Below are 15,327 nucleotides of genomic sequence, written 5' to 3'. Positions count from 1 at the left end.
TAGATAAGGTGTAAGAGGTCGAACAACCAGATAAAAGATGGATTGCCAATACACGGAATAAACCGCACAGAGTACTCTGTGCGGTTTTAGTATTATTGCTTTGTATAACGAAGTACGGGTGTACGTGCTGCACGAGTCTCATCAAGACGTGACACAACTGTCGTATGTGGTGCTTCTTGAACGATTTCTGGGTTCTCTTCTACCTCACGTGCAATTTGAATCATCGCATCACAAAATGCATCTAATGTTTCCTTTGATTCCGTTTCCGTTGGCTCAATCATAATACCTTCCTCTACATTTAACGGGAAGTACACTGTTGGTGGATGATAGCCAAAGTCAAGCAGACGTTTTGCAATATCTAATGTACGCACACCAAGCTTTTTCTGACGACGGCCTGATAACACAAACTCATGTTTACAGTGACGATTATATGGTAAGTCATAATATGCTTCTAGACGACGCATCATATAGTTTGCATTTAATACCGCATATTCTGTTACTTTCTTTAAGCCATCTGGGCCCATTGTACGGATATACGTGTATGCACGCACGTTAATACCAAAGTTACCATAGTAAGGCTTCACGCGACCGATTGATTGCGGACGGTTGTAGTCAAAGTGGAATTTCCCCTCTTCTGTTTTCACAAGTACTGGTTTTGGTAGGAACGGAATTAAGTCGGCTTTAACCCCTACTGGACCAGAACCTGGACCACCGCCACCGTGTGGACCTGTGAATGTTTTGTGTAAATTTAAGTGTACACAGTCAAAGCCCATATCGCCAGGACGTGCTTTTGACATTACCGCATTTAAGTTCGCGCCATCATAATACACCTTACCGCCAACTTCGTGAATAATATTGGCCATTTCTAAAATATTTTCTTCAAATAAGCCAAGTGTATTAGGGTTTGTTAACATAAGCGCTGCTGTATCAGGACCTACAACACGACGTAAATCCTCTAAGTCCACTAAGCCATCTTCATTCGACTGAACTGTAATGGTTTCAAAGCCTGCTACTGTAGCGGATGCTGGGTTTGTGCCGTGTGCTGAGTCTGGTACGATGACTTTATTACGATGCCCTTCACCATTTGCTTCGTGGAATGCGCGGATCATCATAAGTGCTGTCCATTCACCATGTGCACCAGCGGCTGGTTGCAACGTCACTTCATCCATCCCTGTAATTTCAACAAGTGATGTTTGTAAATCGTATAAAAGCTCCATTGCGCCTTGTGCTGTTTCTTCATCTTGTAGTGGATGCACGTTCGCAAAACCTGAGAAACGTGCTACAGCTTCGTTAATTTTTGGATTGTATTTCATTGTACAAGAGCCAAGTGGATAGAAACCTGAATCCACCCCGTGGTTACGGCGAGAAAGCGCTGTATAATGGCGCATAATATCTAACTCTGCTACTTCTGGTAATTCTGCTGCTTCTTCACGAACATAGCCCGCTGGTAATAATTCAGCAAGATCAACATCAGGTACATCTAAAGGCTCTAGTGCATAGCCTACACGACCTTCTTTCGTTAATTCAAAAATTAATGGTTGGTTTTCGTGACTCATTGTAATGCCCCCATTTCCGCTACTAACGCATCAATTTCTTCTTTTGTGCGTAGTTCAGTTACAGCGATTAATGCATGATTTTCAAGCTCAGGATATACGCGACCTAAATCAAAGCCACCGATAATACCCTTTTCGATTAAGCCTTTGTTGATTTGTGTCACACATTTATTTGTTTTGACAACGATTTCGTTAAAGTGTGCACCTTGGAATGGTACAGTAAAGCCAGCTGCCTCAAACGCATTTTTCGCATAGCGTGTTTTGACAATATTCTGCTTCGCCATTTCTTGTACGCCTTGCTTCCCAAGTGCTGTCATGGCTACAGATGCAGCAAGTGCAAGTAACGCTTGGTTTGAACAAATATTAGACGTCGCTTTGTCACGACGGATATGTTGCTCACGTGCTTGTAATGTGAGTACGTAGCCGCGACGTCCTTCTTGATCCACTGTTTCACCTACAAGACGCCCTGGTACTTTACGCATTAATTTTGTTGTGACGGCAAAGAAACCACAGTGTGGGCCGCCGAACGCTTCGGCAATACCGAATACTTGTGCATCTCCTGTTACAATATCTGCACCTAGTTTTCCTGGAGGTGTAAGTACGCCAAGAGCTAATGGGTTTGCTGACACAACCATTAATGCCTTTTGTTCGTGTGTAATGTTACCAATTGTTTGAATGTCTTCGATTTGACCGAAGAAGTTAGGATATTGCACAATGACAGCAGCCGTTTGGTCATCTACTAAACCTTTTAATGCTTCAATATCCGTTACACCATCTTTTGTCGGCACAGTGACTACTTCTATTGATTGACCGTCTGCATATGTTGTCACAACATCTTTATATTCTGGATGAACAGCACCAGAGACAAGAATTTTTTTACGTTTTGTATGGCCAGCAGCAAGCATACCCGCTTCCGCTAAAGCGGTACCACCGTCATACATAGAAGAGTTCGCAAGGTCCATACCTGTAAGCTCTGCAATCATTGTTTGGAACTCAAAAATGGCTTGTAGCTCCCCTTGTGAAATTTCTGGTTGATATGGTGTATATGCTGTATAAAACTCTGAACGAGAAATGACATGGTCTACGATCACTGGTTTATAGTGGTTGTAAACACCTGCACCTAAAAATGATACGTTACTTGCCGTATCTGCATTTTTAGCCGCAAGCTGCGATAACTCTTTCATTAAAGCAGCTTCAGATTTTGCCTCTTTAATATTGTAAAGCCCTTGGAAGCGCACTTTTTCTGGAATATCAGAAAATAGCTCATCGATCGAAGAAACGCCAATCGTTTCTAACATTTCTTTTTGATCTTGTTCCGTCATTGGTAAATAACGATGTTTCATGTTTGACCCTCTTTTCAATTATTTTGTTCGTTTATAAAACGGTGTTTCAACCACAACTGCTGGAACTAATTTGCCACGAATTTCGATTTCTAATGCTGTGCCGATTTCAGTGAATTTTGTGTCTATTAAGGCTAGACCGATATTGCGTTTTGTCATCGGTGATTGTGTTCCCGTTGTCACTTCACCAATCTCCGTTCCGTCTTTCAACACTTTATAGCCATGACGCGGAATCCCCTTACCAACCATTTCAATTCCGACTACTTTACGAGATAAGCCTTCTTCTTTTTGTTTTGCCAGCGCATCTCGACCAATGAAATCGGTATTTAGCTTCACTGCAAAGCCAATCCCTGCTTCAAGTGGTGAAATATCCTTTGACAATTCCTGTCCGTAAAGCGGTAAACACGTCTCAAAACGCAGTGTATCACGCGCTCCAAGTCCTGCTGGTACAACGCGCTCATCTGCTAAAATTTTATCCCATAAAGCAATAATCGCTTCTGGCGTACCGTATAGTTCAAATCCATCTTCACCTGTATAGCCACTACGTGATACAAGCACTGGGTGACCTGCAATTTCAACATTTTCTTTAAACTTAAAATATTTGATATCGCTTAAGTTTTCTGACGTTAACTGTTGTAATACTTCCTCTGCTAAAGGACCTTGTAACGCAATTTGTGCATAGCTATTCGATTGATTTGTAATGGTAACATCGCCAAATTGTTGTGCTACCATCCAGTCATAATCTTTTTCGATGTTTGCTGCATTGACACATAACAGGTAACGATTTTCATCTAAACGATATGTTAATAAATCATCGACAACGCCACCAGATTCATAACACATTGCACTATACTGCGCTCCACCTATTTGAATTTTAGAAATATCGTTTGATAATAGCTTTTGTAAAAAGGCTTGTGCATCTGGGCCTTCTACAAAAATCTCCCCCATATGCGATACATCGAATAAACCAGCGCGATTACGTACTGCATCATGCTCCTCTTTAATCGAAGAAAACTGTACAGGTAATTCCCAACCGCCAAAATCAATTGTTTTTCCACCGTATTTACTATAAGCATCAAATAGCGGTGTGCGCTTTAAGTTACTCATAAAACCCCTCCTGCAATCCTGTATTTTTCAAATTCATTCAACACATAGTACGAATGGTTTAATATTAGAAAGACACATCTCCATAAAAAGGAAGTGGAGATGATGTCCTTTCTATATGCGGATTCCTTTAAAATTGATACTTTTTAGCCACTAAAAAAGGACAGACGAATCCCGTTAATCGGAATTCTCTGTCCTTGCACCTGAAAGTATCACCTATTATTGGCTTCACACCACATACATAGGCTTTCCCCTTTGGTGGCCGGCTTTCCGGCGCTCTCCAGAGATGCGTCCTGTACGAGTCTTTTTGCCTGAGAGATTCATAGCCCTTGCTACTTGCTCCTTCGGCGACGCCACTTCACGTTCTCTCCCCGTACACTCATCCGCCTACTATTCAACATTCGTGTTTATCTAGACGTTCTTAGCCATATCCTAACATTTTAACTGATGAAAAGGCAATCTTTTTTTAAAAAACATCTAAAGGCGAACATTATTTTTCTTTAACAAAAATTCATTCGCCTTTCAAACGATTCACTTGAAACCCGATATATTCAACAATTTGTCGAATTGACCGATTTTCTGTTAATACTTGAATGTGCCCCACTTCTCTATAATATTTTCTCCTATTTTGATACAGCTCATGTAATTCTTCTTTTGAAGAACGTTGCACAATCGGGCGATTTTGATCATTACGAATTCGAACATAAATATCTTCAAAGGTAGCATCGAGAAAAAAAACTAATCCTGATCTTCGCATAATTCGGCGATTTTCTTCCTTCATCGCTACTCCTCCACCCGTTGCGATAATACATGCCTCGTTACGAAAATTTTGTAGAAATTCCGTTTCAATCTCACGAAACCGTTCCTCTCCGTATTTTTCAAAAATTTCAGGAATCGTCATCCCTTGCTGTCGAACGATTTCATGATCCATATCGTAGTAGGGCATTTTTAAAAAGTAACTTAATCGTCGGCCAATAGCACTTTTTCCACATCCCATAAAACCTACTAAATAAATTTTCCGCACGCCAATCACCTTCTTTATCACTTCAAAAATTATAACTCATGGATTAATACATTTAGTATATCAATCGTAGCACGAACATTCGACAATTCCAATGTGTTATAAATTTTTATTTCCATTTGAAATGTGACTGCATACGTAACACAAGCACTTGTCAACAAAAATAATAAAACAATAGTAATCGGAAAAAGTGCGCCATATTCATTCCGCAGATTGTACCACAATAAATATCCGCTCCTTCTCCACACCTGATTCTAGCTGTGCCTTTAACACTAACTTATTGTCATCTAAAAAGAATGTGGCATTTTTTACACCTGTTAACAATGTTTCATTCCCACTCTTTTGACGTTTCCATAAAGTATTATTTAAAAAACGAAGATTGTATGTGTGATGAGGTGTTGTCACGTTCACAGTTAAGCCATCTGTTGATACAGTCACTACGCTATCATAGGGCAAATAGTGACTAATATCCGTAACACCTATTTCCCAATCTGCCTCTATTCTTTTTTGTTGCATGCCGGATAATTCGTTAAATTCCATCACTAAAAAATAGATAAGATGTGCAAATACAACAAAGAGTAGTAAATGTAACAGTGCTTCTATAAATGTAAAGCCATCTTCGCTTCTTCGATTATTCCGTCCGATTTGATACACATTAACTGTGGCCCCTTCCAATTGGAATATTCAACACAAATCTCACCATGCTCATAACGCCAATTATAGTCCAGATTCTCAATGGTTATCGTACCTTGTGTCACGCCTGTTGTTACCACTTGTTTTACGCCGTTATAAGCTACTTCACTCGCATAATACGCTATTTTTTGATCGAAAACTCGACTTTGTAGCTGATTGGCAAAAGGTATCAAGGTCATGGCAAGTAGTGATAATATCGCTATACTTAAAATCGTCTCGATTAATGTCATACCTTGTTCATTCAATTAAGCGCAACCTACCTTTCGACAAATTTATGCTGTACTTCCTACTTTTTTGAGGGGTGATAAATTCTACTTTCCCTAATTCTTTCACATGCCCTTTTACATTAAATTCAATGCGCTGATTATTTGTATGAATGTGAATCGTCATTCCTTCAGGTGTCACCCAGTTCAATCGATAATCTTGGTACGACATATTTGACCCTACTTCTTTATAATGCAGGGCATAAACACTTACTTCCTTCTTTTGTTGTTGCGCTGTTAACTGGGCAAGGTGCAAGGTTAATCGAAACCTTTCAATCGCTTGTTCGTATTGATTTACTTTTAAGTGATGATAGGAAAAAGAAATGACTACTGTTGTTAGTACACTGAAAATCACCAAAACAATGAGCGTCTCAACTAATGTAAAACCACATTGTTGGCGAATCACGGTGTTCCCCCTTCTACAATCACCTTCCCATCTGTCTCTATTAGTATTTTTTCACCACTTGGACATTTTGCTTCCTCAGTTGAAATATAGCCTTCATCGATTAACTGAGACACCGTCGGGTATTTCATCGTATCGATTTTATATGCCTCTACTTGTCCTTGAACCATAGAAACATACGCACTACACCCTTTTTCGTCAATCGTCGCAAAATGCTTCGTGACATTTGGGATGGTGACTAAAATAAGGACCGAAATAATGAGCAATACAATTAACATCTCGATTAAAGTAAACCCTTTATTATTTAACATCTTGAATCCTCCTATATGACATCCAACATATTGTACATAGGTAGTAAAATACTTAAATATGCTGCAACAATACAAATGGCAATAATGATAAATAACATTGGCTGAACGATTTTCGTTATCATTTTAATTCCATTTTGCAACTTACTATCTAATAGTTCCACATACAAAATAAGCTCGCGCCCAAGAAGCCCACTCTGTTCACCATGTGCGATAAAATGATGAAATTTCGGATAAAAAAAGTTCGATAAAAGAACTGCTTGAGATAACGCATCGCCATATATTACCCTCTGTTGAATAACTGAGGCTATATACGCTAGTTGCTTTTGGTGAGGTTGTGTCATTAAATGTTCTAACGCGGCCTGCAATGAAAAGCCCGTTAACAACAATTCACCAAGCGTTCTTGAAAACTGCCTTGTCATTAATAAACGCCAATAATAGCGAATAAACGGTAGTTTTAATAACAAGGCTAATTGTAAATCAATTCGCTTTCGGCTAACGTACGCCATACTTAAGACAAGCGATCCAATAAGCAACACCATTAGTACGATAATATAATCTGGCATGTGTAAGAAAAATTTAGACCACTGAATACTCGATGTATTACTATAACCAACACGCGTATACATCATTTGCTGTATATTAGGCAAAAACTTGAGACGAAACACAATAAATAAACCAATGATTAACATAAATAGAACGACTGGGTAAACAAGCAATTTCGCTACTCGCTGTTTGATTTCTTCGGCAAACTGTACTTGATTACCTACAATCGCTAACGTTTGTGGCAGATTTCCTGTCATTTCAGCTAATTCAATTGATAAAAGATATTGCCGCTTCATACCCATTAACGCAAATATAGTAGTCGGTCCTACACCGTCTTGAAATACTTGTTCAAATGTTGATTTCCATTTTGAATAGTCTTTTACATGATAAGGAAGTAACATTTCAATACACTCGGCAAATGTATAACCTTCTTCAAGCAATATACTCGTTCTACTAAGTAGCTGTGGTAACTGAATGACTTGAATACGATTACTTTGTCGAAAATATACGAACAACTGTGACAGCATTATACATGCAACCTGTGTATTTCCAATATTTGCGCTTCTAACGTTAGCTCTTTTGCTAACTCATACACACGCCCGTTCTTTGTGACGGTAATCGCTTCATCTAAAGCGGTATCACTCAAAATTTCGAAAAGTGCCTTGCGCTCATCATTTTGCTCTACATAAATTAATGTTTGCGCTACAATCCCTACAAGTGCTTGTCTCAATTCTTCGATTGAAAGACTTAAGTCCATTAAACGGTATAAACAATTGACTGTGTCTTTTGCATGCACGGTTGAGATAACAAGATGGCCCGTTAATGCGGCTTCTAGTGCAATCCGTGCTGTTTCACGGTCGCGTATTTCGCCAATCATAATAACATCCGGCGAGTGTCTTAAAATGGCCTTTAATCCGGCGGCATATGTAACACCCGCACGCTCATTTACTTGAATTTGCAATAAATCTTCTTGGCTACTTTCCACAGGATCTTCTAAAGAAATGACATGACGTGAAAGGGTTGACCGGCAATATCGAATTAAAGAATATAAAGTTGTCGTTTTACCTGAACCAGTTGCCCCGGTAATTAATAGGAGGCCTTGTCTATGATGTACAAGCTGTGTTAATACATGAGCAGTTTGAGGATGAAAACAAAGTGACGCAAGTGGATAAGCTGCATTTTGCCGTAATATACGTACAACGACGCTTTCTTTTGCATATATAGAAGGTAAAGTAGATATACGAAAAGCATACATATTGTGCTCAATTTCTTTTTGAAACGCTCCACTTTGTGGCTTGCGCTTTTCGCTAATATCAAGAGAAGATAAGTACTTAAGATATGAAATAACCCGCATCCCCATTTCATCTGGCAATGTTCCCATTTCGATTAGTTTTCCAAATTTGCGGAGTAAAATGGAATACTGTTCTTTTGTGGGAACTAGATGAATATCGGATGCACCAAAATGACATGCTTTTAAAATTAACTGCTCACTTTGAGTGGCAATAATTGTCTCATGCTCCATTCTATACACCTCTTTTGTATAAATAATGGGCATATCGCTATCTATGCCATCATTATAGTCAGAGGTTTCACAAAAGGAAATAGAAATGGGCAAAATTTAATTTTGACGTCTTTTTTCAAAGTTTCATCATGGCGATAAGAATTGTGATGTAATAAATAGCAAATTCCGTTACAAAAAGGTGGGCTTCCTACACAATATACACTATAATAAAATAGAGAAAACGAGGTGAAGCAAATTGTTACATCCGTTAAAAATTACAAGCACTTTAGCTGATGAAACAAGATTTCAAATTTATGATTTTATGTTACAAAACAAACGTACATTTACCGTCCAAGAAATTGCTAATCAATTCCAAATTCATCCAAATGTTGCAAGACTCCATCTGACAAAACTATCTGAAATTAAAGTAGTTACTGCGGATTTCGTTAAAACGGGGAAAGGTGGTCGTCCTGGGCGTCTTTATAAAGCGACGGAAGAAGGCATTGCATTAACTTTTCCAAAGCGAGAGGAACCGCTTCTTTTTAATATTTTACTCCAATTAGTAAGCTCGCTTGGTGAAGAAGCAATGGACAAAGGGAAAGAGCTTGCCTATATACAAGGCCTCGAGGAGATGAAAGGCATATGTTCACGGGCTAAATCCTCATTAACATTCGAGGAAAAAGTAAACCTATTATCAGAACGTGCTGCACTCATTGGCTACGTGCCACGCATTGCAGAACAAGATACACAAAGAATCATTCAGTTTACAATTTACAATTGTCCTTTCCATAACCAATTGCCACTTTATCAAAATCTTATTTGTACATTACACGAAGCTTATTTACGTGGACAAATTGATGCATTATTTTCACAAAATGAATTTATTCAAACGGAAAACATGTTACATAAATGTGAACATTGTAAATATGAAATTCATGTAAAACGAGTAACATCATAATTTACACGTGATTGTCACAAAGTTCACTTAAGTGACAGTTTACATTATCGATACACATCATTTATAATATACGGGAGACTAGTGTATTCACTCGCCAAAGGAGGGAAAATTGAAATGGCTAATATGTATAAAGTTTTGGCTTTCTGGACAGGTATTTTTGCTGTTATGTTCTATCTAGGACATATGTCTGAGGTTTCGCTATTATTCGTAGGTAATACTGGATTATTCTTATTATTAGGCTTCTTAAACCTTTCAGAACGTATGTACATGTACATTTTTGGTGCGTATTTAACAATCTTTTTTGCTGGATTTACGTACTATGCAACATTCATGCACGTACCGGGTGCCGGACATTAATAAAAAGCGTATCGCATCGGCGGTACGCTTTTCTTATATCATTAAAACCCATTTAAAAACGGATTATTCTCCATTTCAGTAGCCGGCGTTGTATAGCCGCCATGTCCTGGATAAATAATTATATCTTCATCTAATGTGAGCAACTTATCGTGGATTGATTTTAATAGCACTTGCATCGAACCACCTATTAAATCTGTACGCCCGATACTGCCTTCAAATAATGTATCCCCAACAATCGCAAAACCATCTTCTTCGAATACATACGATACACTCCCTGGCGAATGGCCTGGCGTAAATACAGCTTCAAACTGAAAGTCCCCTATTTCAAATGTTTGCTCTGTGCGAATAATATGCTCTTTTAACGGTGCCTTTACTGTATAATTTGGCAGTTCAAAATATTTGCCTGAACCATTTTTTAACGGATCCATTAGCCAGTCTACTTCTTTTTCATGAATGTAAACAGGTATATCGAATGTCTCCCGTACAATATCTACTGCACCAATATGATCAAAATGCGCATGCGTTAAAAAAATTGCTAGCGGTTTTAAGTTATTTGTTTTAATCTCTTTTACTAAACGTGCCCCTTCTTCACCAGGATCAAAAATAATACACTCTTTACTTTTATTGCTGACGATATAACAGTTTGTTTGTATCGGTCCTAAAGGATATATGCGAACACTACACTTTGCCACGGACATTGCCTCCTCATTTCAAATGAACTTCTTGTATCAAGTAAATTGTAAACGATACTGCCGCATATAACCACTCTACATCGACAAAAACTGTTATCTATTCATAATGAGCAAATATAAAAACATATATTACCATTGCTGTAACCGTTGTTTTCCGCTGCGGCACTCGCTTTCCACGGGCGAGATCAAGCCTCCTCGTCGCTCATCCTTCGCGCCTGCGGGGTCTTGATTGTCTCGCTTTTCCCGTAGGAGTCTCGTGCCTCCGCTACAAGCAACTAGTGTTCAATAAAAAAATGGGTTGCTAAAAATTAACGAAATATCCTCATTGATAAAAGTAAAGGCTGGACGATTATACATACAAACTGAGAGAAAATCATGTCTTTTAGATAAGAGAAATATTTTTTAGAACATCGAGAAGTATTTACTTTTGCCGTAGCGCGCCATCGCCACAGGAGCCAAGATTCTCTTTGCGACGAAAGTGCAACGTCAGGAGCAGGAACAGGAGATCCAAACAGGCCACGCCTGTTTGGATCTCCTGTGTAGGCTGTGGCAAAGCGCGGAGGCTACGATACCACTTTAGCTTAATATCTTTCATTACCCTAATGGTATTTTTAAGATGTATTTTTGCTCATTACAAGTTATCTATTATTCTATCGTCCCAATCAGTGTTACATACTTTAACTTTCCGTCACGAAGCGCCCTTTCCGCAGCAGTACGTGCATCTAATTGTGTAGTATATTTACCGCTAATAAAACGCCATCCCTTTTCATCACTATTAGAATTAAGCTCCTGTGCATAGTATAAATATTGTTGCTGTAGCGCTTCGTTCATCGCTGCCATCATGTCTGCTTTCGTTCCATACCTCCCTGACTGAATTCGAAAAGCATTCGCCCCTTCAACAACTTTATACCCTATTTTGTTTGAAACATCTATTTGTGCCCCACTTAAAATAGACTTGATGTGTAATACAAGTCTAAGCACATGGTTTTTCTCATATTCATTTCCGTTTGTTGCGCCTGCATCTTCCCCACCATGCCCTGCATCTAAACAGACTGTACCATTCGATTTTCCTATCGTTGCTAACGCAGCTCTAATAGCTCTAGCGTACATTTGAGCCGCTTCGTTTATAAAATTCACATCTGTTTGTAATATTAAATCATTCGGGTTAGAAATAAATAAATGCTCTACTAAAATCGCTGGCATTGTTGTTTCACGTAATACTTGAAAGCTCGCAGATTTCATACCACGATTCCGAATGCCTTTTTGTGTAAGAAACTCTGTTACTACACGATGAAATGCCTCTCGCACGGCAACAGTAATATTTTGGGCTGTAGGTGAAATATAATCCTCATACCCTGTTGCAGATGGACTTGAGGCACTATTTTCATGGAATGATACGAACAAATCGGCATTAGCTTCATTAGCAATTCTGGCACGCTCTGATAATGTTACATATACATCGGTTGAACGAGTTAAAATGACTATAACGATGCTCTCATCCTTTCAAAGTTTTTATAAGAAAAGCGCAAGCGCCCTCTCTAGCCCCGACATGGGTTGGAGAAAGGCTCACAGTGTGCTTGCCACACGAAGCGTCACGAGGGGCTGGGCGCTGGAGCTAGACACTCTTTAAACTAGAAAAATTTTATACTTTCTTATCTTTTAAAAAAAGACTAACTCTTCACCAAAACATGTATTGGTATTGAATTAAAATACGTATATTTAGCGTAAGTTCTTTAAGTAATTCTTTAGTCCCTACTTATTACTCTATTCAAACTTCTCATTATGCATTGGACGATTGTTACTAAAAAGTATTCCCCTTACCTCTATCATTTGCTTCAATGCCATGAATAAATAATTGAACTTGGTAGAAAACTGAAAGTATCCTTCACTTAATCGCACTAAGCTACACATTATATACAAACATTCACAAGTTGTGTCGTCTTCTTTATTCTTCTAGAAGAAATTCAAATAAACGTCATTTTTTTGCCCTCGACAAAACTACTGGAAAGCTATACAATATAGAAGGAATATTGTTTGTGACATTCTTTAATAATGTCGAAAGGAGTGCCTTATATCATGCATTGGATTTTAATGGTTATTTTTGGACTTATCGCTATCATTTGTGTAGTGGGCACATTCCAAGGAATTAAAGAAAAAAATCTTCTTTCTGTAGTATTTCATTTTGCGGGAGCAGCTATTCTTGGCTGGTTCGTCATTATGACAGTACTAAATGCAGGTTATCCACCTACTACACACTAATAACAACTAACCCAAAAAACAGCCTAGCGTATGCTAGGCTGTTTTTTGATTCGTTAAAATGGTAAAAGCGAAGGCAAATGCCTTCGCTTTATTTTGTTTTTTCATCAAGTAGTGAGCCTGTTTTTGGATCATAAAAACGAAGCAAATCGCCATTGATGATTTTATCTGAGTACTCAAGCTCGGTTGTTGCACGTTCTACATATGGCTGACACGCTTCAATCGCTGTTGGCTCACCTGTTGCACGATCATAACATACTTCATTCGCATAGACCAATTCATCGGTTACAAATCGACCATCACGGAAAATCACGAAGTCTTCATGCTCCTCCGAAAACAGGTCTGCACCAAGTTGCATATCTTTTGATGTATCAATGCCTAATAAATGAAGAATTGTTGGACGTAAATCTATTTGACCAGCTGCTTCCGTTATTTCCCCGCCATCATTAGCACCTGGAATATGAATAAATAACGGTACAGATTGAAGTAACGCCGTGTCGTAAGGCGTAATGCCTTCTTGCTCTAAGTACATTGCCATTGCTTTATTATGGTTCTCCGAAATACCATAATGGTCACCATATAGTACGATAATAGAGTTTTCATATAAACCTTGTTCTTTTAAGTCGTCAAAGAATAGTTTAATCGATTCATCCATATAACGAACTGTTTGGAAGTAACGATTTAATGTACCTGAATTTGAAGTGTATTCATTTATATATTTATCCTCTTCATCTAAGTAGAATGGATAATGGTTTGTTAACGTAATCATTCGTGTATAAAACGGCTTTGGCATCTCCGCCATTAACTGTGCAGATTGCTCGAAGAACGGAATATCCTTCATCCCCCAGTTTACTGCTTCGCCTTCACCAATTGTATACGAGTTAATATCGTAAAACTTATCGATATTAAGTGATTGATAAATACGATCACGGTTCCAGAATGATTTATTATTTGGATGCATGACACTTGTGAAATATCCATTTTCCCCTAAACGTTCTGACGTCGAGTTATATGTGTTCTCACCATGCGTGAAGAATACCGCACCGCGACCTAAGCCGAATAATGAGTTTTCTACAATAAACTCTGAATCTGACGTTTTACCAAGCCCTGTTTGATGATAAAAATCACTGAAATAATATGTGTCTTTGTCATTCGTTAATGAATTTAAGAACGGTGTTACAACCTCTCCATTCATGTCATTATTAATGACAAAGCTTTGAAGCGATTCCATCGAGACTAAAATCACATTACGTCCCGCATACTTCCCGAATAATTCTTCATTCGCTGATGCTTGGTTTGCTCGCACATAGTTATTCACTTCAACTAATTCACTGCCGTCCGCTAATGCACGCTGAGCAGATGACTTTGATTGCACATAAATATCGTATAAATGATAGTTATACGTACCGATATTTTTCACTAATAATTCGCGGTCAAAGCTACGTGTTAATAATTGTGGACGTTCTGTTTCCGCAAGTCCTAAATTTAAGAATAGCATCGCTACAGATAGCACAAAATAAGCACGACGAACTTCTTTACGAATCGTAAATTGCTCTTTTAATGTTGGTAACATTTTCACTAAAATAATTAATAAAATCACATCCGCGAAATATAAAAAGTCAAACCAGTTTATAATCGCAGCAGCCGATGTGCCTAAGTCACTAAAATTACTTGTTTGGAACAAGACCGGCAACGTAATAAAGTCGTTATAAAAACGGTAAAAGGCTACATTCCCATACAATACGATCGATAGCACTAAACTCATCCAGATAATATATCGATTACGCACTTTTGCTGATTTAAAGAATAACGATATACCGTAAGCAAACAATAAGAAGCTTAGTGGGTTGATAAATAGAATGAAATACTGCATTCCATTGTCAATACTCATATCAAAACTTGTTACATATGCGATTACGGTTTTAATCCATGTGGCAATAATTGCAAAAGCTAATATCGAATGTTTAGGCCATTTCATTGCTTTCATCCTTAACATCCTCTCCAGTTATAAAAATACTTTTTGTAGTGTTTTGAAACAAACAATATATTAATCCTTTTCCCCTCAATAATCAATATTATTTGTCTCAACCTTGAATAGCCAGAATATTTGGGACAACATCTTTTGCATTGTCTCCATAATTAGTACGTTTCTATTCAATAAAGGTTGCATAATAAAGACATATTTTTGTACATCTCCATGAATTCCCCTATTTCTCTAGCCAAAAAATAGGAAAACAGTGGAATTTTCCACTGTTCACAAAGGGCGATTTCGTTAAAATTCCCCTGTAAAGTCACTGGAATTCCCAACTGCATCAATCTCTTATAACAAAAC

General features: G+C 38.2%; 17 protein-coding genes and 1 riboswitch. Of the genes, 3 read left to right on the top strand and 14 right to left on the bottom strand.

The window, feature by feature from the left end; all coding sequences use genetic code 11:
• Window positions 1–92 precede the first annotated feature (92 nt).
• The 11 genes from gcvPB to comGA form a co-directional block, all read right to left on the bottom strand.
• The gene (gcvPB, locus tag AAGS61_RS11760) at window positions 93–1,556 is read right to left on the bottom strand and encodes an aminomethyl-transferring glycine dehydrogenase subunit GcvPB (RefSeq protein ID WP_391371811.1); all 1,464 of its coding nucleotides are present in this window, start codon (window positions 1,554–1,556) and stop codon (window positions 93–95) included.
• Complete coding sequence (gene gcvPA / locus AAGS61_RS11755) at window positions 1,553–2,896, bottom strand: aminomethyl-transferring glycine dehydrogenase subunit GcvPA (protein WP_391371808.1); 1,344 nt, start codon at window positions 2,894–2,896, stop codon at window positions 1,553–1,555. The genes gcvPB and gcvPA overlap by 4 nt, the downstream gene beginning before the upstream one ends.
• A gap of 18 nt (window positions 2,897–2,914) precedes the next feature.
• On the bottom strand, window positions 2,915–4,000 hold the full coding sequence (gene gcvT, locus AAGS61_RS11750; protein ID WP_391371805.1) for a glycine cleavage system aminomethyltransferase GcvT: 1,086 nt from the start codon (window positions 3,998–4,000) through the stop codon (window positions 2,915–2,917).
• Window positions 4,001–4,286: 286 nt separating this feature from the next.
• Window positions 4,287–4,380: riboswitch (glycine riboswitch) on the bottom strand.
• A 128-nt stretch (window positions 4,381–4,508) separates the two neighbouring features.
• Entirely contained in the window at window positions 4,509–5,021 is a 513-nt protein-coding gene (locus AAGS61_RS11745; protein ID WP_391371802.1) for a shikimate kinase, read from the bottom strand.
• Between the two features lie 29 nt (window positions 5,022–5,050).
• Window positions 5,051–5,242: a hypothetical protein gene (locus AAGS61_RS11740; protein ID WP_391371799.1), complete on the bottom strand. Its 192-nt coding sequence runs from the start codon at window positions 5,240–5,242 to the stop codon at window positions 5,051–5,053.
• Entirely contained in the window at window positions 5,220–5,672 is a 453-nt protein-coding gene (locus AAGS61_RS11735) for a hypothetical protein (protein WP_391371796.1), read from the bottom strand. The genes AAGS61_RS11740 and AAGS61_RS11735 overlap by 23 nt, the downstream gene beginning before the upstream one ends.
• A complete protein-coding gene (locus AAGS61_RS11730; RefSeq protein WP_391371793.1) occupies window positions 5,618–5,956 on the bottom strand; it encodes a type II secretion system protein in 339 nt (112 codons plus the stop codon). Before AAGS61_RS11730 ends, AAGS61_RS11735 begins: the two co-directional genes overlap by 55 nt.
• Window positions 5,949–6,380, bottom strand: coding sequence for a Tfp pilus assembly protein FimT/FimU (locus tag AAGS61_RS11725; protein WP_391371791.1), 432 nt, complete (start codon window positions 6,378–6,380; stop codon window positions 5,949–5,951). The genes AAGS61_RS11730 and AAGS61_RS11725 overlap by 8 nt, the downstream gene beginning before the upstream one ends.
• Complete coding sequence (comGC, locus tag AAGS61_RS11720; RefSeq protein ID WP_391371788.1) at window positions 6,377–6,688, bottom strand: competence type IV pilus major pilin ComGC; 312 nt, start codon at window positions 6,686–6,688, stop codon at window positions 6,377–6,379. The genes AAGS61_RS11725 and comGC overlap by 4 nt, the downstream gene beginning before the upstream one ends.
• An 11-nt stretch (window positions 6,689–6,699) precedes the next feature.
• Window positions 6,700–7,758: a competence type IV pilus assembly protein ComGB gene (gene comGB, locus AAGS61_RS11715; protein WP_391371786.1), complete on the bottom strand. Its 1,059-nt coding sequence runs from the start codon at window positions 7,756–7,758 to the stop codon at window positions 6,700–6,702.
• On the bottom strand, window positions 7,758–8,753 hold the full coding sequence (gene comGA / locus AAGS61_RS11710; protein ID WP_391371783.1) for a competence type IV pilus ATPase ComGA: 996 nt from the start codon (window positions 8,751–8,753) through the stop codon (window positions 7,758–7,760). The genes comGB and comGA overlap by 1 nt, the downstream gene beginning before the upstream one ends.
• A gap of 235 nt (window positions 8,754–8,988) precedes the next feature.
• Here comGA and AAGS61_RS11705 point away from each other — a divergent pair, with 235 nt between their 5' ends.
• Both AAGS61_RS11705 and AAGS61_RS11700 read left to right on the top strand, forming a co-directional pair.
• Window positions 8,989–9,690, top strand: coding sequence for a helix-turn-helix transcriptional regulator (locus AAGS61_RS11705; RefSeq protein ID WP_391371779.1), 702 nt, complete (start codon window positions 8,989–8,991; stop codon window positions 9,688–9,690).
• A 114-nt stretch (window positions 9,691–9,804) separates the two neighbouring features.
• On the top strand, window positions 9,805–10,047 hold the full coding sequence (locus AAGS61_RS11700) for a DUF2626 family protein (protein ID WP_391371776.1): 243 nt from the start codon (window positions 9,805–9,807) through the stop codon (window positions 10,045–10,047).
• Between the two features lie 41 nt (window positions 10,048–10,088).
• Here the strand turns inward: AAGS61_RS11700 and AAGS61_RS11695 are convergent, their stop codons facing one another.
• Together AAGS61_RS11695 and AAGS61_RS11690 are read right to left on the bottom strand one after the other, a co-directional pair.
• Window positions 10,089–10,739, bottom strand: a complete 651-nt coding sequence (locus AAGS61_RS11695) for an MBL fold metallo-hydrolase (RefSeq protein ID WP_391371773.1) — start codon at window positions 10,737–10,739, stop codon at window positions 10,089–10,091.
• Between the two features lie 645 nt (window positions 10,740–11,384).
• Window positions 11,385–12,218: an N-acetylmuramoyl-L-alanine amidase gene (locus tag AAGS61_RS11690; RefSeq protein ID WP_391372196.1), complete on the bottom strand. Its 834-nt coding sequence runs from the start codon at window positions 12,216–12,218 to the stop codon at window positions 11,385–11,387.
• A 597-nt stretch (window positions 12,219–12,815) separates the two neighbouring features.
• On the opposite strand from AAGS61_RS11690, the gene AAGS61_RS11685 reads away from it, so the two are divergent.
• Complete coding sequence (locus AAGS61_RS11685) at window positions 12,816–12,998, top strand: DUF2759 domain-containing protein (protein ID WP_391371770.1); 183 nt, start codon at window positions 12,816–12,818, stop codon at window positions 12,996–12,998.
• A gap of 88 nt (window positions 12,999–13,086) precedes the next feature.
• Here the strand turns inward: AAGS61_RS11685 and AAGS61_RS11680 are convergent, their stop codons facing one another.
• A complete protein-coding gene (locus tag AAGS61_RS11680) occupies window positions 13,087–14,982 on the bottom strand; it encodes an LTA synthase family protein (protein WP_391371767.1) in 1,896 nt (631 codons plus the stop codon).
• Window positions 14,983–15,327 lie beyond the last annotated feature (345 nt).

The sequence above is a fragment of the Lysinibacillus sp. KU-BSD001 genome (assembly GCF_042920265.1).
GTDB lineage: Bacteria > Bacillota > Bacilli > Bacillales_A > Planococcaceae > Lysinibacillus_B.
This window is presented reverse-complemented; position numbering and strand designations above follow the sequence as displayed.

Excerpts from the sequence above, each read along its gene's own strand:
- gcvPB (WP_391371811.1), bottom strand. The coding sequence starts at position 1,556 with ATGAGTCACGAAAACCAACCATTAATTTTTGAATTAACGAAAGAAGGT.
- gcvPA (WP_391371808.1), bottom strand. The coding sequence starts at position 2,896 with ATGAAACATCGTTATTTACCAATGACGGAACAAGATCAAAAAGAAATG.
- gcvT (WP_391371805.1), bottom strand. The coding sequence starts at position 4,000 with ATGAGTAACTTAAAGCGCACACCGCTATTTGATGCTTATAGTAAATAC.
- comGC (WP_391371788.1), bottom strand. The coding sequence starts at position 6,688 with ATGTTAAATAATAAAGGGTTTACTTTAATCGAGATGTTAATTGTATTG.
- comGB (WP_391371786.1), bottom strand. The coding sequence starts at position 7,758 with ATGCTGTCACAGTTGTTCGTATATTTTCGACAAAGTAATCGTATTCAA.
- comGA (WP_391371783.1), bottom strand. The coding sequence starts at position 8,753 with ATGGAGCATGAGACAATTATTGCCACTCAAAGTGAGCAGTTAATTTTA.
- AAGS61_RS11700 (WP_391371776.1), top strand. The coding sequence starts at position 9,805 with ATGGCTAATATGTATAAAGTTTTGGCTTTCTGGACAGGTATTTTTGCT.
- AAGS61_RS11685 (WP_391371770.1), top strand. The coding sequence starts at position 12,816 with ATGCATTGGATTTTAATGGTTATTTTTGGACTTATCGCTATCATTTGT.
- AAGS61_RS11680 (WP_391371767.1), bottom strand. The coding sequence starts at position 14,982 with ATGAAAGCAATGAAATGGCCTAAACATTCGATATTAGCTTTTGCAATT.